Here is a 17304-nt window from a genome sequence, read left to right on the forward strand (position 1 = left end):
TCACCTCGCTGTTGTTTTTATGTAGCGGTCGCGTCGCCATGGAGCGGCGGCGCGTTGATTGCTCTGGGTATTGCCTGTGTGTCTTTGTGTTGTCTGTCAGGGCCTCATCGCGGGCAAGCCCGCTCCCACAGTGATTTGGGTGAACACAAGGTCTGTAAACGACAAAGAACCCTGTGGGAGCGGGCTTGCCCGCGAAGGCGATCTAAAGAACGACGGTACGATTGGCGTTCAAAAACACCCGTCGCTCAATGTGATAACCAACCGCTCTGGCCAACGTCAACCCCTCGATATCCCGCCCCTTGGCGATCAAATCTTCCGGGTAATGACTGTGATCCACCACCTCTACGCCTTGGGCGATGATCGGGCCTTCATCCAGGTCGTTGTTGATGTAGTGCGCCGTGGCGCCGACCAGTTTCACGCCCTTGTTGTAGGCCTGGTGATAAGGCTTGGCGCCTTTGAAACCCGGCAGCAGGGAGTGATGGATGTTGATCGCCTTGCCGTCGAGTTTGCGGCACAGCTCCGGCGACAGGACTTGCATGTAACGGGCAAGAATCACTAGCTCGGCGCCGGACTCTTCGATCACCTGCAACACCTGGCGCTCCTGCGACGGCTTGTCGTTCGGGTCCAGCGGGAAGTGGTGATACGGAATCTGGTGCCAGTCGGCCAACGGTTTGAGGTCCGGGTGGTTGGAGACCACGGCGGCGACGTCCATCGACAACTGGCCGATGCGCTGGCGGTAGAGCAAATCGTTGAGGCAGTGATCGGCCTTGGAGACCATGATCACCACTTTTGGCCGATGGTGCGGCGGGGTCAGTTCGAAGATCATGCCGAAGGCCTGACCACGTTCTTCGAGGCCCGCGCGGAAGGCTTGTTCGTCAAAGCCGTCGGGCTGGCGGAATTCCACGCGAATGAAGAAACGGCCCGAGAGCCGATCATCGAAGGAATGGTGCTCGGTGACGTAGCAGCCCTGCTCGAACAGAAAGCGGGTCACCGCGTCCACGGTGCCGAGGACGCTTGGGCAGTCGGCGGTCAGAATCCATGTGTCTGGGGCGCGGCTCATAGTGCGGTGACTCCTGTTGATCGTTCCCACGCTCTGCGTGGGAATGCCGCCATGGACGCTCTGCGTCCGCTCTTGGGACGCAGAGCGTCCCGGGATGCATTCCCACGCAGAGCGTGGGAACGATCATCCGTGTCAGGCCTGAACACTCAGGCCGTATTCGGCAGCAGCATCCTGCAACCACAACCACCAGTAATCCGAGAAGCTGCGACGGATCAACAGTTCCCAGGTGTCCTCTGCGGTATGGCGGATCACCAGTTGCGACTTGGCGAAGACGGTGCCCACAGCCTTGCCCACCGGGAAGCTGTTGGGGTGCACGTCGTAGCTGGTGGACTTCATCAGCACCTGGCGCACGTTCGGGCCGCTCAGTTCGAGGAGCTGCTGTCCGCCGCTGACGTTGGTGATCGCGATGTGCAGATCGCCCAGCGCTTCACGCAACTTTTGCTCGGCGGCGAATTCTTCGCCGGTCGGCACAATCAGCAACCATTCATCCGGCCCCATCCATTGCAGGCTGGTTTCGCCTTTGACGACGACGGTCAGCGCGCCCGGCAATTCGATACCGAGGGCTTTGTGCACGCCGGCAGCAAACGCAGCATCATGGCCATCACCACGAATGGTCAGATGGCCGAGGAGTTTTTTCTCACGCACGGTCACGCCGGCGCTTTTGCGGCCCTTGCCCACCAGGCTGGCGAGGTCGGCGTGATGCAGCGACGACTCGGCCTTGGCCCCAGTGGTTGGGCGTTGTTGGTAAACATTGGCTGTGGTCATAAAGCACCTTTCCTGAATTCTTGATCGTTCCCACGCTCTGCGTGGGAATGCCGCCATGGACGCTCTGCGTCCGCTCTTGGGACGCGGAGCGTCCCGGGATGCATTCCCACGCGGAGCGTGGGAACGATCAGTGTCAGATATTCTGGCGATCACCCTTCGGATCGAAGAACACCGAAGAAACGATTTCCGCCTCGATCACGCTGCCATCCGCCAGCGGTGCGAACACTCGCTCACCGATGCGCTTCAAACCGCCCTTCACCACGCCCATGGCAAACGAATAGCCGAGGGAGTTGTGCAGGTAGCTGGAGGTGACGTGACCGACCATGGTCATCGGGATCGTCTGCTTGGTGTTGAACACCAGTTGCGCACCTTCCGGCAGCCATTTGGTCGGATCGATCGGCTTCAGGCCCACCAGCTGTTTGCGCTGGTCACGCACGCAGTCTTCACGGTTCATGCCACGCTGGCCGATCCACGAGAACGGTTTGGTGCGACCGACACACCAGCCCATGTTCAGGTCGTCCGGGGTCATCGAGCCGTCGGTGTCCTGACCGACGATGATGAAGCCCTTCTCGGCCCGCAGAATGTGCATGGTTTCAGTGCCATACGGCGTCAGGTTGTACTGCTTGCCGGCCTCGACGATTTTCTCGAGCACGCCCATGGCGTAGTCGGCTTGCACGTTGACTTCGTACGACAGCTCACCGGTAAACGAAATCCGGAATACCCGCGCCGGCACTCCGCCGACCAGGCCTTCTTTCCAGGTCATGAACGGGAAAGCTTCGTTGCTCAGATCGATGTCGGTGACTTCGCTGAGCAGCTTGCGGCTGTTCGGCCCGGACAGGGTCATGGTTGCCCAGTGATCCGTCACGGAAGTGAAGTACACCTTCAGCTCTGGCCATTCGGTCTGGGAGTAGATTTCCAGCCATTGCAGCACACGTGCCGCGCCGCCGGTGGTGGTGGTCATGACGAAGTGGTTGTCGGCGAGACAGGCGGTTACGCCGTCGTCGAAGACCATACCGTCTTCTTTGCACATCAGGCCATAACGGGCCTTGCCCACATCGAGCTTGGTCCAGGCGTTGGTGTAGATGCGGTTGAGGAACTCGCGCGCATCCGGGCCTTGAATGTCGATCTTGCCGAGCGTCGAGGCGTCCAGCAGGCCGACACTGTCGCGCACGGCTTTGCATTCGCGTTTGACGGCGGTGTGAATGTCTTCACCGTTTTTCGGGAAGTACCAAGGGCGTTTCCACTGACCGACGTCTTCAAACTCGGCGCCGTTCTTCACGTGCCAGTGATGCAGCGCGGTGTGACGCACAGGTTCGAAGATATGCCCACAGTGACGGCCGGCCACGGCGCCGAAAGTAACCGGCGTGTAGTTCGGACGGAACATGGTGGTGCCCATCTGCGGGATGGTCACGTTCAGCGAACGGGCGGCGATGGCCAGACCGTTGACGTTGCCGAGCTTGCCCTGATCAGTACCGAAGCCCAATGCGGTGTAGCGTTTGACGTGCTCGACCGACTCGAAGCCTTCGCGGGTCGCCAGTTCGATGGCGGCCGCGGTGACGTCGTTTTGCAGGTCGACGAATTGCTTCGGCGCACGTGCGGTGTTCTTTTCGTGTGGCACCTGAAACAGTGCCAGAGTCGGCTCTTCGAGACGGCTCAGGGCTTTCGGCAACGTGCCTTCGACCACACTGAAACCGGCTTCGCTGGCTGCGCGAGCGCCGCCCTCAAAACCATCGGCCAACGAATCGCCGAGGCCATAGACGCCGTTGATGCCACCGACGCACACGCGTTTCTGCGGTGCTTCGCCCGGTACGAAACCGAGGATGTCTTCACGCCAGATCGGCTTGCCACCCAAGTGCGAAGCCAAGTGAACCACCGGACTGTAACCGCCGGAACTGGCGACCAGGTCGCATTCAAGCCACTCACCAGGACTGGTCACGGCGTGGGCTTTGACATCAATCGCGGCGACGCGAGCGGCGGTCACGTGCTTGCTGCCACGGGCCTCAATCACGGCGCTGCCAGTCAGGATACGAATGCCTTTGGCGCGTGCTTCTTCAACCAGCGCACCGCGCGGATTGCTGCGCGCATCGGCGATGGCCACGACTTGCAGGCTGGCGTCGAGCCAATCCAGAGCAACGCGATAGGCGTGATCGTTGTTGGTCGACAGCACCAGTTTTTTGCCCGGTGCCACGCCGTAGCGACGAACGTAAGTCGACACTGCGCCGGCGAGCATGTTGCCCGGCACGTCGTTGTTGCCGTAAACCAGTGGACGCTCGTGAGCGCCGGTCGCCAGCACCACACGTTTGGCGCGAACCCGGTGGATGCGCTGACGCACCTGGCCAATCGGTGCGCGGTCGCCGAGGTGATCGGTGAGGCGCTCGTGAATGGTCAGGAAGTTATGGTCGTGGTAGCCGTTGACCGTGGCGCGCGGCAACAGCAGCACGTCCGGGGTGTCTTTCAGTTCGGCGATGACGCTGGCGACCCACTCGGCCGCTGGCTTGCCGTCGAGGCTTTCGCGGGAGTCGAGCAGGCTGCCGCCGAACTCTTCCTGCTCATCGGCGAGGATGACGCGAGCACCGCTGCGAGCTGCTGCCAATGCGGCGGCGAGGCCTGCGGGGCCACCGCCGACGATCAGCACGTCGCAGTGCTGGTTCATGTAGTCGTAGGTGTCCGGATCGTTCTCGGTCGGCGAGCGGCCAAGACCGGCGGCCTTACGAATGTACTTCTCGTAAGTCATCCAGAACGATTGCGGGTACATGAAGGTTTTGTAGTAGAAGCCCGGTGGCATCAGCTTGCCGCCGACCTTGCCGAGAATCCCCATCATGTCGTTGTTTACGTTCGGCCAGCCGTTGGTGCTGGTGGCGACCAAACCTTGATACAGCGCTTGTTGGGTGGCGCGGACGTTCGGGATCTGCGTGGCTTCGGTGGCGCCAATCTGCAACACGGCGTTCGGCTCTTCGGCGCCCGCAGCAAAGATGCCGCGCGGACGGGAATACTTGAAGCTGCGACCGATGATGTCGACACCGTTGGCCAGCAAGGCAGCGGCCAGCGAATCACCTTCAAAGCCTTTGTAGACCTGGCCGTTGAAAGTGAAGCTCAGCACTTTGTTGCGGTCGATCCGTCCGCCGTTGGACAGGCGATTGATCTGGCTCATACCTTCTCTCCCAGAGCCGTCGTGGCCGCTTTCGGGCTATCGGTCTTGTCGGTGAACTGCGGCTTGGCGCCGATCTTGTAGGTCTCGAGAATCTCGTAGGTCACGGTGTCGCGGGTGGCGTTGAAGTACTGACGGCAACCGGCGACGTGATCCCACAGCTCGTGGTGCAGACCGCGAGGGTTATCGCGGAAGAACATGTAGTCGCCCCACTCCTCGTCGGTGCAGGTCGTCGGATCCAGTGGACGCGGGATGTGCGCCTGGCCGGATGCGTGGAATTCCTCTTCGGAGCGCAGTTCGCCGCAGTGAGGACAGAAGATATGCAACATGGGGATTTCTCCTGTTAGTGGGCAACCGCAGCAGCGCCGTGTTCATCGATCAACGCACCGTTGTGGAAACGGTCGATGGAGAAAGGTGCGGCCAATGGGTGCATTTCGCCCTTGGCCAGGCTCGCGGCAAATACGTTGCCCGAGCCAGGTGTTGCCTTGAAGCCACCGGTGCCCCAACCGCAGTTGAAGAACATGTTCGGTACCGGGGTTTTCGAGATGATCGGGCAAGCATCCGGGGTGGTGTCGACGATGCCGCCCCACTGACGGTTCATGCGTACGCGGGACAACACCGGGAACATCTCGACGATGGCCTGGATGGTGTGCTCGATCACCGGGTACGAACCACGCTGGCCGTAGCCGTTGTAGCCGTCGATACCGGCGCCGATCACCAGGTCGCCCTTGTCGGACTGGCTGATGTAACCGTGTACGGCGTTGGACATGATCACGCTGTCGATAATCGGCTTGATCGGCTCCGACACCAGCGCTTGCAACGGGTGGGATTCGATCGGCAGACGGAAACCGGCCAGTTTGGCCATGTGCCCGGAGTTACCGGCGGTCACCACACCAACGCGCTTGGCGCCGATGAAGCCTTTGTTGGTTTCAACGCCGATGCACACGCCGTTTTCCTTGCGGAAGCCGATCACTTCGGTCTGCTGAATCAGGTCCACGCCCAGTGCGTCGGCAGCACGGGCAAAGCCCCACGCCACGGCATCGTGACGGGCGACGCCGCCGCGACGCTGGACGGTTGCGCCCATCACCGGGTAGCGGGTGTTTTTCGAGCAGTCGAGGTACGGGATCTCGTCGGCCACTTGCTTGGCATCGAGCAGTTCACCGTCCACGCCGTTGAGGCGGTTAGCGCTGACCCGACGCTCGGAATCACGAATGTCCTGCAGGGTGTGGCACAGGTTGTAAACGCCGCGCTGGGAGAACATCACGTTGTAGTTCAGGTCCTGGGACAGGCCTTCCCACAATTTCATCGCGTGTTCGTACAGGTGCGCCGACTCGTCCCACAGGTAGTTGGAGCGAACGATGGTGGTGTTGCGCGCGGTGTTACCGCCGCCCAGCCAGCCTTTCTCGACCACGGCCACGTTGGTGATGCCGTGCTCTTTGGCCAGGTAGTAGGCGGTCGCCAGACCATGCCCGCCACCGCCGACGATGACCACGTCATAGACCTTTTTAGGGGTCGGCGTGCGCCACATTTTCTGCCAGTTTTCGTGATGGCTGAGGGAGTGTTTGAAGAGGCCGAAGCCCGAGTACCGTTGCATAGTCATTTACTCCAAAACCGCGCTCAGCGATAAACCGGGAAGTCCGCGCACAGGGCCGAAACTTGCTGCGCAACATTGGCCTCTACGTCGGCGTCGCCGAGGTTGTCGAGGATGTCGCAGATCCAGCCGGCAAGCGTGACGCACTGGGTAACCTTAAAGCCGCGAGTGGTCACCGCCGGGGTGCCGATGCGCAGGCCGGAGGTCACGAACGGCGACTGTGGATCGTTCGGGACAGCGTTCTTGTTCACGGTGATGTGGGCGCGACCGAGTGCTGCATCCGCCTCTTTGCCGGTGAGGCCCTGACGGATCAGGCTGACCAGGAACAGGTGGTTATCGGTGCCGCCGGACACTACATCGTAGCCGCGTTTGATAAATACGCCGGCCATGGCCTGGGCGTTGTCGATCACTTGTTGCTGGTAGGCCTTGAAACCAGGCTCCAGCGCTTCCTTGAAGCACACCGCTTTACCGGCAATCACGTGCATCAGCGGACCGCCCTGGGCACCCGGGAAGACTGCCGCGTTGAGCTTCTTCTCGATTTCTTCGTTGGCCTTGCACAGGATCAGGCCGCCACGCGGACCGCGCAGGGTCTTGTGGGTGGTGGTGGTGACCACGTCGGCGTACGGCAGCGGGTTCGGGTACAGGCCGGCAGCAACCAGACCTGCAACGTGAGCCATGTCGACGAACAGCAGCGCACCGACCTTATCGGCGATCTGACGGAAGCGTGGGAAGTCGAGGGTCTTGGAGTAGGCCGAGAAACCGGCAACGATCATCTTCGGCTTGCACTCGACGGCCAGGCGCTCGACTTCGTCGTAGTCGATCAGCCCGGTTTTGGTGTCGATGCCGTACTGCACGGCGTTGTACAGCTTGCCCGAGGACGACACTTTGGCGCCGTGGGTCAGGTGACCACCGTGGGCCAGGCTCATGCCGAGAATGGTGTCGCCGGCTTGCAGGAGGGCCAGGTAAACGGCGCTGTTGGCCGAGGAACCGGAGTGCGGCTGCACGTTGGCGTAATCGGCGCCGAACAATTGCTTGGCGCGTTCGATGGCCAGGGCTTCAACCTTGTCGACGTGCTCGCAGCCACCGTAGTAGCGCTTGCCCGGATAACCTTCGGCGTATTTGTTGGTCAGGCCACTGCCTTGCGCTTCCATGACGCGTTTGCTGGTGTAGTTCTCGGACGCGATCAGCTCGATGTGATCTTCCTGGCGTTGCTCCTCGGCATTCATCGCCGCCAGCAGTGCATCGTCGTAACCCTGGATCTGGTCTTGCTTGCTGAACATCGCGTCTCTCCCAGCGGCATCTATGCGCCATTCGTCTCGGTAAGGCACCGGTGTTTCGGCAGTGCCCTTTGATGCGATGGTATGACCGGCGCAGACAGGCCAAATGCCTACGGACGCCACGCAAAGGTGCGTTTACGACATGGAGGGAAATGACAGGCCAAGCCCCGTTCTCAAATCAGCGAGAAACCCTGTGGGAGCTGGCTTGCCAGCGATGACGGCGTCACATACAGCATTGATGGTGGCTGGCCCACCGCTATCGCTGGCAAGCCAGCTCCCACAGGGGTCAGGTGGTGATCTGGCGGACGAGTAATAGCAGCAGGAAATGCAGTGGATAAAGGGCGTACGCCCAACGCCGCATCGGAGGTGGCTTCAGATGTCGGGCATGTCGCAACAAGACCAGCCCCAGCAATGGCGCAATCAGACAAGTGGCAATGCCAAGGACGGCCGCACTGTTACCCAACCGGGCGGAGTAAAACAGCACTTCCCACTGATTCGCCGCCAGGCACACCAGCCCCGGCAACAAGCTGAAATACCAGGGCCGCCTGATCACCACCAGCATTGCCAGCGGCAACAGGACGCCGAAGAAACCAAACATCAGCCACTCCGGAAACAGCGCCGCCAGCGTCAGGGATCCGACTGCGAGCAGACGCGATTGCAGCGTCTTGTCCTGCCAGCCACGCGCCACCAACAAACCCAGGGCCAACGTGGGCATCACGTTCAAGGTGTCGGGGTCTGGAATGTACATCCGATACGGAATTTCACTGATGGCGCTGAACAACAGCAACCAACCCAGATAACGCCACTGGCCGTCGGTCGTCACTGCACGACTCCGCGACAGATTGGCCGCCATCGCCAGGCAGAACCACGGGAATGCCAACCGTCCCGGCACATACAGCAGATCGACGGAATAACCGATATATCGCAGGTGATCGAGCACCATGCTCAACAGCGCCAGCCACTTGAGCAGATCCAGTGCCCCATCCCTTTGCGTCATGTGCATAATTGCCCGTCGTCTTTGTATTTTTCTGTCAGACACATCGCGTGTGCTCACCGGATGATCTTCGGTAAAGTGCGCACCATCATTGACCACGAGGCTCTTCACCATAGGAGTCTCGACCACGGAAAGCAGGGCCATGACCGATAAGAGCCAACAATTCGCCAGCGACAACTATTCCGGTATCTGCCCTGAAGCCTGGGCTGCCATGGAACAGGCCAACCACGGCCACCAACGCGCTTACGGCGACGATGAATGGACCGCGCGCGCGTCCGATGATTTCCGCAAACTGTTCGAAACCGACTGCGAAGTGTTCTTCGCCTTCAACGGCACCGCGGCCAACTCACTGGCCCTGTCGTCGCTGTGCCAGAGTTACCACAGCGTGATCTGCTCGGAAACCGCCCACGTCGAAACCGATGAGTGCGGCGCGCCGGAATTCTTCTCCAACGGTTCCAAGCTGCTGATTGCCCGTACCGAAAACGGCAAGCTGACCCCGGAATCGATCCGCGAAGTCGCCCTCAAGCGCCAGGACATCCACTACCCGAAACCCCGCGTCGTGACCCTGACCCAGGCCACCGAAGTCGGCAGCGTCTACACCCCGGAAGAAATCCGCGCCATCAGCGCCACCTGCAAAGAGCTGGGCCTGAACCTGCACATGGACGGCGCACGCTTCTCCAACGCCTGCGCATTCCTCGGCTGCTCCCCGGCCGACCTGACCTGGAAGGCCGGCGTCGACGTACTGTGCTTCGGCGGCACGAAAAACGGCATGGCGGTGGGTGAGGCGATTCTGTTCTTCAACCATAAACTGGCTGAAGACTTCGATTACCGCTGCAAACAGGCCGGGCAGCTTGCGTCCAAGATGCGCTTCCTCTCAGCCCCCTGGGTCGGGATCCTGGAAAACGACGCCTGGCTCAAATACGCCCGCCACGCCAACCACTGCGCGCAGCTGCTGGCTGAACTGGTCAGCGACATCAAGGGCGTGGAACTGATGTTCCCGGTGCAAGCCAACGGCGTATTCCTGCAACTCTCGGAACCGGCCATCGCAGCACTGACTGCCAAGGGCTGGCGCTTCTACACCTTCATCGGCAACGGCGGCGCACGCTTCATGTGCTCGTGGGACACCGAAGAAGAACGCGTGCGGGAACTGGCTCGGGATATCCGCGAAGTGATGTCCCACTAATCCCCCGACATGATCGTTCCCACGCTCCGCGTGGGAATGCCTCTCGGGACGCTCCGCGTTCCTGCCTCACCGCTGATGTAATGCCGAGCACCGTTGTGACGCGGAGCGTCACGGGCTGCATTCCCACGCGGAGCGTGGGAACGATCATAAGTGGCGCGTCGTAATTTCCCACTGACTCCTCAGCGCTTTCCGCTAGCACCAACACATTACCCCGCTCACCCTAGTCATTCCCCTGCAAAGGAATGCATCCATGGGCCGAAGCCGCTACACCATCACTGACCCCGACAAACCGCACTTCCTGACCTGCACGATCATGGAATGGCTTCCACTGTTCATCCGCCCCTACATCGTCGATCACTTGCTCAATTGCTGGCGTTATCAACAAACCCATCAGGCGTTACAGCTATATGGCTATGTAGTGCTGGAAAACCATCTGCACTTTGTCGCGCAAGCACCAGACCTGAGCAAATGCCTCAGCCAATTCAAATCCTTCACCGCACGACAAATCATCGACGACCTTCAAAGCAAGGGAGCTGAACGCGCGTTGCAGCGCCTGCGTTTCAGCAAACGTGCGCACAAACAAGACCGGGTGTACCAGCTATGGCAGGAAGGTTCGCATGCGGAAATGGTTTACAGCGAAACAGTGATGCGCCAGAAGCTGGATTACATTCATTACAACCCGGTGAAACGTGGGTATGTGGATTCTCCGGAGCACTGGAGGTATTCAAGCGCCCGAAATTACGCGGGTATGGAAGGACTGATTGAAATTCAGCGCTGGTATTGAGGTGCAAGCCCCCCAACTGATCGTTCCCACGCTCCGCGTGGGAATGCCTCTCGGGACGCTCCGCGTTCCTGCCTCACCGCCGATGCAATGCCTGACACCGTTGTGACGCAGAGCGTCACGGGCTGCATTCCCACACGGAGCGTGGGAACGATCACTGGTGACAAGTTGGTCTACATTGATTGGCGAGCCGCTTCTATCCGCTCAGATAACAATAATCAGGAGCGTACGCATGTCATTACATGGCAAAACCCTGTTCATCACCGGCGCCAGCCGCGGGATTGGTCGCGAGATCGCGCTGCGGGCTGCGCGGGACGGGGCCAATATTGTGATAGCCGCCAAAAGCGCCGAGCCCCATCCAAAATTGCCGGGGACGATTTTCAGCGTGGCACAGGAAGTTGAAGCCGCGGGAGGCAAGGCCCTGGCGTTGCAGGTGGATGTACGCGATGAGGTCGCGGTGCGTGAAGCGCTGGCCCAGGCCAACGAACATTTCGGCGGTATTGATGCGCTGATCAACAATGCCGGGGCGATCAAGTTGACCGGGGTGCAACACATCGAGCTCAAACGCTTCGACCTGATGCACCAGATCAACACCCGCGCCGTGTTGCTGTGCAGCCAGGCGGCGCTGCCTTACCTGAAGAAGAGCAACGGCCATATTCTCAACCTGTCGCCGCCGCTGAATCTGGCGAGCAAATGGTTCGCCCAGTACAGCCCCTACACCGTGACCAAATACGGCATGAGCATGCTGACGGTGGGCATGAGCGAAGAATTTGCCAGTTACGGCATCAGCGTCAACTCCCTGTGGCCGCAGACGATGATTGCTACCGCTGCCATCGAGTTTCAGCTGGGGTCACGGGAGTCCTTCAAGCATGCGCGTACGCCCGCGATCATGGCCGATGCTGCACACGTCATTCTGGACAGCAGCGGTCGCAGCATTACCGGGCGGTTGCTGATTGATGAGGAAATTCTGCGGGAGCACGGCGTGACCGAGTTTGATCATTACCGCTTCGAGCCCGGCAGCAGCGACAAGCTGATGCCGGATCTGTTTATCGATTGAGATATCCACAACCTTTGTAGCCGCTGTCGAGTGAAACGAGGCTGCGATCTTTTGACCTTGAAACTTGAAGTCAAAAGAACGCAGCCTCGTTTCACTCGACAGCTGCTACAGGGTCATTGTGCGACCATTAAAACTCGATGCGAACATCACCCTTCGGCACGCTGCAGCACGACAGGATGTAGCCCTCAGCTTCGTCTTCCTCGGTAATCCCGCCGTTGTGGTCCATCTCGACCTCGCCTCCCAGCTTCAACACCTTGCACGTGCCGCAGATGCCCATCCCGCAGGCCTTCGGAATCAGCAAGCCGAGCTTGGCCGCCGCCGCATGCACGGTTTCACCCGGGGCCACGCGAATGCTCTTGCCGGATGAGATAAATTCGACTTGATGCAGATCCGCCAGATCGACTTCCGGCGCGTCGGCTGCAATTTCGGCCTGCTCCACCGCATCCGCACGGGCTTCCGGCGGCGTGGCACCGAACGATTCCTCGTGATAACGCGACATGTCGAAGCCGACCGCTTCGAGCATGCGCTTGACCGCGTTCATATACGGCGTCGGGCCGCAGCAGAACACTTCGCGCTCCATGAAGTCCGGCGTCATCAGTTCGAGCATCTTGTGATTCAGGTAACCACGATAACCGGCCCACGGCTCGCCCAGGCCATGCTTTTCGCAGATCAGGTGCAGGCTGAAGTTTTCGATCCGCGACGCCATGTGCTCCAGCTCGCGGTGGTAAATGATGTCTTTGGGCGAGCGGGCGCTGTGGATAAACACCATGTCGACGTTGCCGTTGGTGTCGTAGAACCAGCGCGCCATGGACATGACCGGCGTAATGCCGACGCCACCGCTGAGGTACAAAACCTTCGGCGCAGTGAAGTCCATGGCGTTGAACAGCCCGACCGGCCCGTGTACCGCCAGTTCCTGACCTTCATGCAGGGTGTCGTGCAGCCAGTTCGAGACCTTGCCGCCCGGCACACGTTTGATCGTGACCGAAAAGCTGTACGGCACCGACGGCGAGCTGGAAATGGTGTAGGAGCGCATGATCGGCACGCCTTCGATTTCCAGCTCCAGGGTGACGAACTGCCCAGGTTTAAAGAAGAACAGGATCGGCTGGTCGGCCATAAAGCAGAAGGTGCGCACATCCCAGGTTTCCTGGATGACTTTGACGCAACGGACGATGTGTCGACCGTTGGCCCAGGTCTGGGTGGTTACCGGATTCAGGAAGCTGTTGGACATGCTGTTCTCCACCGCCGATGGTCGGCCTTATGTTGGCGATTCTGCGTATAGCGCGAGCCACCCATTTACCTATCTGCGACATTCACATACTTATCGCGACCAGCCCCCAACTACCGGGGGTTGCGCGTCGGGAACAGATTGGGCCATGTCGCCCATGGATAAGGTTCTGGCAAGCGCCGGCCCCACACTCGCTCCACACAACGACAGATTCTTTACACCTTGCGTAGCAAACCTGATTAGCCACTTTTCGCCGGCCACACAGAATGGCCTTGAGGATCAAATCGATGGACGTCACCGCAAAAATCAGCCTGGGCGATCCGCTGGAACCCGCACGCAAGGCCACCGCGCAGATGCTGCAAGAACGCGAGCGTACTTTCTCGCTGCCGCAGCCGTTTTACTCTGACGAGCGGCTGTTTGATATCGACATGCAGGAGATCTTCCAGAAAGAGTGGTTGATCGCCGGCATGGCTTGCGAAATACCGACCAAGGGCAACTACCTGACCCTGCAAGTCGGCAAGAACCCGATCATCGTGATTCGTGGCGCCGAAGGCGTAATTCATGCTTTCCACAACGTCTGCCGTCACCGCGGTTCACGGCTGTGCACCAGTGAAAAAGGCAAGGTCGCCAAACTGGTCTGCCACTACCACCAGTGGACCTACGAGCTGGACGGTCGCCTGCTGTTCGCCGGCACCGAAATGGGCGCCGACTTCGACATGAAGGAGTACGGCCTCAAACCGGTGAACGTGAAAACTGCCGGCGGCTACATCTTCATCAGCCTGTCGGAGAACCCGCCGGCCATTGATGACTTCCTGTCGACGCTGAACCATTACATGGAACCGTACGACATGGAGAACACCAAGGTGGCGATTACCACCACCTTGATGGAAAAGGCCAACTGGAAACTGGTGCTGGAAAACAACCGCGAGTGCTACCACTGCAACGCGTCGCACCCGGAATTGTTGAAAACCCTGCTGGAATGGGACGACGTCACCGACCCGCGTGCCGACCAGGCCTTCAAGGATCACGTCGCCGCCTCCGCCGCTTCCTGGGAAGCCGAGAAGATTCCTTACGCCCACGCCAGCTTCGGCCTGCGTAACCGCATCGTGCGCATGCCGCTGCTCAAGGGCACCGTGTCGATGACCCTCGATGGCAAACAGGGCTGCGCCAAACTCATGGGTCGCATCAAGAACCCGGACCTGGGCTCGATGCGCATCCTGCACCTGCCGCACTCGTGGAACCACTGCATGGGCGACCACATCATCGTCTTCACGGTGTGGCCGATCAGCGCCCAGGAAACCATGGTCACCACCAAGTGGATCGTCCACAAGGACGCGGTTGAAGGCGTGGACTACGACGTGGACCGTATGCGTCAGGTCTGGGATGCGACCAACGATCAGGACCGTCGCCTGGCGGAAGAGAACCAGCGCGGGATCAACTCCACGGCGTATCAGCCAGGGCCTTACTCCAAGACCTATGAGTTTGGGGTGGTGAACTTTGTGGACTGGTACAGCGAGCGTCTGCTGAACAACCTTGGGGCAGAACCTGCGCCTTACCTCAAAGGCGTGCCGGTTCAGGGCTGACCGATCCGCCGAGACAAAAAACCGCGAACATGTTTCGCGGTTTTTTATTGTTCAAATTTCGATCAATCGCTTTAGAGCTGCCGCTGGCTAGGGGCTGTAGAGATTCGCGAACAAGTTATCCACACCTCCACCCACAGCTAATGGGGACAACTCTGCTTTTACTGAAAACTTTCGTCTCGAAAAGTGAATAAAATTCGTGACTTATCCAGAAGCAGGGTTTTCAACAGCGATTGATCGTTTTTTGATCGAAGACCTGTAAGGCACGTAATACGTGGCTTGTAGCGGATGGCGAACACCTTATCCACAGAAGCGCCAACAGACTTTGGGGGCAACTATTGCAGATCTGTGGAAAACCCTCGGAAACCGCGATACATCAGGGTTTTAGAGTGATTTATCGCGGTAAACCGGTGATTTGATCGTTTTTTGATCACGCACCTGATAAGCCCATTTTATAAGGCCTGTAGAGGACAGCGAACATATTATCCACAGATGCGCTAACAGAGATTGGGGGCAAGTATTGGTACGCGCGCAAAGTTATCCTCTGGAAAAAGCTTGAAAAAACCGTGAGTTAGCCTGGTTGTTTTTTGTACGAAGGGTTGCAGGGCTTGATTTGTATGGGGTGTAGCGATGGGTGAACATGTTATCCACAGAAGCGCTAACAGGGATTGTGGGTAACCCGATCAGATTAAGTGGCCGATGTGCTTTTCTGCAATCGGTCACCGCTAGACACTCTCGTCAAGGACGGCCTACGTTCGTTTTGGGGCAGCGATTACGACCAACCCAATTACACCAAAATAAAGGCTTATGCCCGCGATTCCAGAAAACGTTCCGAGAGCATACGAGCCAATTACAAAAATACCCATTAACGAGGCAAGCAAAAGGAGGAGGTTCGAGATAAAAAAAACAGAAAGCCCTATACCAAACGATTTCGGCTTTATCTTCGGCGCGACAAGCATTCCCAGCCCTGTAAATATGATAGCTAACAGGCCTATGACTTGAAGAGCCACCGTGTAAATTATTATTGCGGGCAAACCTCTCGTGTCAGAAAGGTCATCCACGTTTTCTGGAGAGTCAACCCCTGCCGACAACAAGCAGAACCAAGCACCAATGAATAATAAAATCGCAATTAATAATTGTCGATATTGGTGCATGAACAGTACCTCTTCCAAAGAAAATTTAACTGGTCGCCAGGGTATGCACGACCAATACAGATTCATAATACTAAACGATTAGCTATTCTGCGAACGCCTTCATTAATGACTAACGCTCAATGAATATCAAATTTGTTCCTTTAAGGGAAATCTCATACGGGGTAGCATTCAAATATTTCTCGACAGCAGAAAGCACGCTAGTCGCATTTTCACCCACCGCACTCCTAAAAGTGCTTGGATTCGCATCGTAGATGTCATTATATGCTCTTGCACCCCCATTAAAGTTCATCCTTCCGTTTTCTTGTTTGATCATTGTCCCTTCTATTTTTAAAGTAATATTTCCTAGCCAGGATGCAGTCATCCATGAATCCGAAGACGTATTGTAAGGCACCTTATCCAAGGTAATTACAGTTCTCCCTATGGGTGCCGCAGCAAATGCAGCCTCCAGCATCGGGATTGGTGTTCTAGACAGATTTAGCCCTAGGCTATTGATGTTGGCCTCAGCAGATGCCCCGTTGCCATAAAGAAAATGCCCCAAGGCAGCAATTGGAGTTATAACGCCACCCGATAAGCCAGTGGACTCAGGTACAGAACCCGCCTTGAAGTAACGCGAGGTATAATGCAAAGCTTGTGCTGGCGACATATTAGGGTTCAAACAAATGTAGTTATCCGCAAAGGGAATAGCCTGCATGTCTCGCACAACGGAAGCGACAAGACTGACAGCAACTCCATTTCTAATAGAAGCCTGTTGCTCATTAGTGATCTTTATGATCATCTCTCGCCACAAACCTTGACTGTAAAATTGGTTCCGCTCTTGTTGCTGAGCAACAAAAATCAATGCGGGGTTAGGAGCGGGCCATGCGCCGCCAGCTGCTGGCGGAGTGTAACCAGGCGCGGTTGCAGTAATATCAAGAGGTGGGAGTACGATTCCATTCATATATAACTCCTACGAAGTTTGATGATCTTTCACAGCAGATGCTGTATGTATTTCGCTCGTAGGCGATCGCTCGAGACTCTGGGCCTTCACATGATTCAATGTGCCACATCGAGAACACTTTATCTGGAGCTCGGTAAACTCCCCGATTTTTACAAGAAGTCGTTTGCAATTACCACATCTGCATTCCTTCAACATCGGCAAAGCCTTATGGTTTCTGTATACACACGAATCTTCGAACAACTTATTCAGCACACTTTAAAAGCTGATTCAATAGCCACCATGTAACAGCGCTCGAAAAAATATAGCTCAACAAAAATCATTGAACAAGCCCTCAATTATCTAATCCGCAGGTCCACTCCGGGGCATTGTAGGACGCTATCAGATTGAATTTAAACAGCTGCAAACTCTGACAAAACAAAGGCAAGTCATTGATATATAAACAAGTAAACGTCAAAGAAACCGAAGATAATTAGCAATACTTGCGCCCAATAAATATCTGAAGACATGCACTATAAGAAAGGAGTTACGCCAATAACCAATAGAGCTGACAGA

At 57.7% G+C, this 17304-nt stretch carries 15 protein-coding genes; 4 read left to right on the top strand and 11 right to left on the bottom strand.

From position 1 onward, the window contains the following. Positions 1–202: 202 nt before the first annotated feature. From purU to ACYZT8_RS27405, 7 genes are all read right to left on the bottom strand, one after another. Positions 203–1060, bottom strand: coding sequence for a formyltetrahydrofolate deformylase (gene purU / locus ACYZT8_RS27375; protein ID WP_461977340.1), 858 nt, complete (start codon positions 1058–1060; stop codon positions 203–205). 132 nt (positions 1061–1192) lie between these two features. Further along, the gene (locus tag ACYZT8_RS27380; RefSeq protein WP_461977342.1) at positions 1193–1825 is read right to left on the bottom strand and encodes a sarcosine oxidase subunit gamma; all 633 of its coding nucleotides are present in this window, start codon (positions 1823–1825) and stop codon (positions 1193–1195) included. Positions 1826–1958: 133 nt separating this feature from the next. Then, on the bottom strand, positions 1959–4976 hold the full coding sequence (locus ACYZT8_RS27385; protein ID WP_461977344.1) for a sarcosine oxidase subunit alpha: 3018 nt from the start codon (positions 4974–4976) through the stop codon (positions 1959–1961). After that, positions 4973–5302, bottom strand: coding sequence for a sarcosine oxidase subunit delta (locus ACYZT8_RS27390; protein ID WP_131060659.1), 330 nt, complete (start codon positions 5300–5302; stop codon positions 4973–4975). The genes ACYZT8_RS27385 and ACYZT8_RS27390 overlap by 4 nt, the downstream gene beginning before the upstream one ends. A gap of 14 nt (positions 5303–5316) precedes the next feature. Then, positions 5317–6567 carry a sarcosine oxidase subunit beta gene (locus ACYZT8_RS27395; protein WP_007947735.1) on the bottom strand — a complete coding sequence of 417 codons (1251 nt, stop codon included), beginning with the start codon at positions 6565–6567 and terminating at the stop codon, positions 5317–5319. Between the two features lie 23 nt (positions 6568–6590). After that, a complete protein-coding gene (gene glyA / locus ACYZT8_RS27400) occupies positions 6591–7844 on the bottom strand; it encodes a serine hydroxymethyltransferase (RefSeq protein WP_017341183.1) in 1254 nt (417 codons plus the stop codon). Between the two features lie 283 nt (positions 7845–8127). Then, positions 8128–8844, bottom strand: coding sequence for a TraX family protein (locus ACYZT8_RS27405; RefSeq protein WP_461977346.1), 717 nt, complete (start codon positions 8842–8844; stop codon positions 8128–8130). 133 nt (positions 8845–8977) lie between these two features. On the opposite strand from ACYZT8_RS27405, the gene ACYZT8_RS27410 reads away from it, so the two are divergent. The 3 genes from ACYZT8_RS27410 to ACYZT8_RS27420 all read left to right on the top strand — a co-directional run bounded on the left by ACYZT8_RS27410 (position 8978) and on the right by ACYZT8_RS27420 (position 11856). Further along, positions 8978–10018: a threonine aldolase family protein gene (locus ACYZT8_RS27410; protein ID WP_461977348.1), complete on the top strand. Its 1041-nt coding sequence runs from the start codon at positions 8978–8980 to the stop codon at positions 10016–10018. Positions 10019–10268: 250 nt separating this feature from the next. Next, positions 10269–10802, top strand: a complete 534-nt coding sequence (locus ACYZT8_RS27415) for an REP-associated tyrosine transposase (RefSeq protein ID WP_461977350.1) — start codon at positions 10269–10271, stop codon at positions 10800–10802. Positions 10803–11031: 229 nt separating this feature from the next. Further along, positions 11032–11856 (top strand): SDR family oxidoreductase, encoded by an 825-nt coding sequence (locus tag ACYZT8_RS27420; protein ID WP_461977352.1) that lies wholly within the window; start codon positions 11032–11034, stop codon positions 11854–11856. 127 nt (positions 11857–11983) lie between these two features. Here the strand turns inward: ACYZT8_RS27420 and gbcB are convergent, their stop codons facing one another. Continuing rightward, positions 11984–13084 carry a glycine-betaine demethylase subunit GbcB gene (gbcB, locus tag ACYZT8_RS27425; protein ID WP_461977354.1) on the bottom strand — a complete coding sequence of 367 codons (1101 nt, stop codon included), beginning with the start codon at positions 13082–13084 and terminating at the stop codon, positions 11984–11986. Between the two features lie 284 nt (positions 13085–13368). Here gbcB and gbcA point away from each other — a divergent pair, with 284 nt between their 5' ends. After that, positions 13369–14664: a glycine-betaine demethylase subunit GbcA gene (gbcA, locus tag ACYZT8_RS27430; protein ID WP_461977356.1), complete on the top strand. Its 1296-nt coding sequence runs from the start codon at positions 13369–13371 to the stop codon at positions 14662–14664. Positions 14665–15410: 746 nt separating this feature from the next. Here gbcA and ACYZT8_RS27435 read toward each other — a convergent pair. From ACYZT8_RS27435 to ACYZT8_RS27445, 3 genes are all read right to left on the bottom strand, one after another. Further along, positions 15411–15815, bottom strand: coding sequence for a hypothetical protein (locus ACYZT8_RS27435; RefSeq protein ID WP_461977358.1), 405 nt, complete (start codon positions 15813–15815; stop codon positions 15411–15413). Between the two features lie 109 nt (positions 15816–15924). Beyond that, positions 15925–16752 carry a lipid II-degrading bacteriocin gene (locus ACYZT8_RS27440; RefSeq protein ID WP_461977360.1) on the bottom strand — a complete coding sequence of 276 codons (828 nt, stop codon included), beginning with the start codon at positions 16750–16752 and terminating at the stop codon, positions 15925–15927. Between the two features lie 9 nt (positions 16753–16761). After that, on the bottom strand, positions 16762–16947 hold the full coding sequence (locus ACYZT8_RS27445; protein ID WP_461977362.1) for a Com family DNA-binding transcriptional regulator: 186 nt from the start codon (positions 16945–16947) through the stop codon (positions 16762–16764). Positions 16948–17304 lie beyond the last annotated feature (357 nt).

The sequence above is a fragment of the Pseudomonas sp. LB3P93 genome (assembly GCF_054898025.1).

Excerpts from the sequence above, each read along its gene's own strand:
- ACYZT8_RS27415 (WP_461977350.1), top strand. The coding sequence starts at position 10,269 with ATGGGCCGAAGCCGCTACACCATCACTGACCCCGACAAACCGCACTTC.
- ACYZT8_RS27405 (WP_461977346.1), bottom strand. The coding sequence starts at position 8,844 with ATGCACATGACGCAAAGGGATGGGGCACTGGATCTGCTCAAGTGGCTG.
- ACYZT8_RS27395 (WP_007947735.1), bottom strand. The coding sequence starts at position 6,567 with ATGCAACGGTACTCGGGCTTCGGCCTCTTCAAACACTCCCTCAGCCAT.
- ACYZT8_RS27410 (WP_461977348.1), top strand. The coding sequence starts at position 8,978 with ATGACCGATAAGAGCCAACAATTCGCCAGCGACAACTATTCCGGTATC.
- ACYZT8_RS27385 (WP_461977344.1), bottom strand. The coding sequence starts at position 4,976 with ATGAGCCAGATCAATCGCCTGTCCAACGGCGGACGGATCGACCGCAAC.
- gbcA (WP_461977356.1), top strand. The coding sequence starts at position 13,369 with ATGGACGTCACCGCAAAAATCAGCCTGGGCGATCCGCTGGAACCCGCA.
- ACYZT8_RS27390 (WP_131060659.1), bottom strand. The coding sequence starts at position 5,302 with ATGTTGCATATCTTCTGTCCTCACTGCGGCGAACTGCGCTCCGAAGAG.
- purU (WP_461977340.1), bottom strand. The coding sequence starts at position 1,060 with ATGAGCCGCGCCCCAGACACATGGATTCTGACCGCCGACTGCCCAAGC.
- ACYZT8_RS27440 (WP_461977360.1), bottom strand. The coding sequence starts at position 16,752 with ATGAATGGAATCGTACTCCCACCTCTTGATATTACTGCAACCGCGCCT.
- ACYZT8_RS27445 (WP_461977362.1), bottom strand. The coding sequence starts at position 16,947 with ATGTTGAAGGAATGCAGATGTGGTAATTGCAAACGACTTCTTGTAAAA.
- gbcB (WP_461977354.1), bottom strand. The coding sequence starts at position 13,084 with ATGTCCAACAGCTTCCTGAATCCGGTAACCACCCAGACCTGGGCCAAC.
- glyA (WP_017341183.1), bottom strand. The coding sequence starts at position 7,844 with ATGTTCAGCAAGCAAGACCAGATCCAGGGTTACGACGATGCACTGCTG.
- ACYZT8_RS27435 (WP_461977358.1), bottom strand. The coding sequence starts at position 15,815 with ATGCACCAATATCGACAATTATTAATTGCGATTTTATTATTCATTGGT.
- ACYZT8_RS27420 (WP_461977352.1), top strand. The coding sequence starts at position 11,032 with ATGTCATTACATGGCAAAACCCTGTTCATCACCGGCGCCAGCCGCGGG.
- ACYZT8_RS27380 (WP_461977342.1), bottom strand. The coding sequence starts at position 1,825 with ATGACCACAGCCAATGTTTACCAACAACGCCCAACCACTGGGGCCAAG.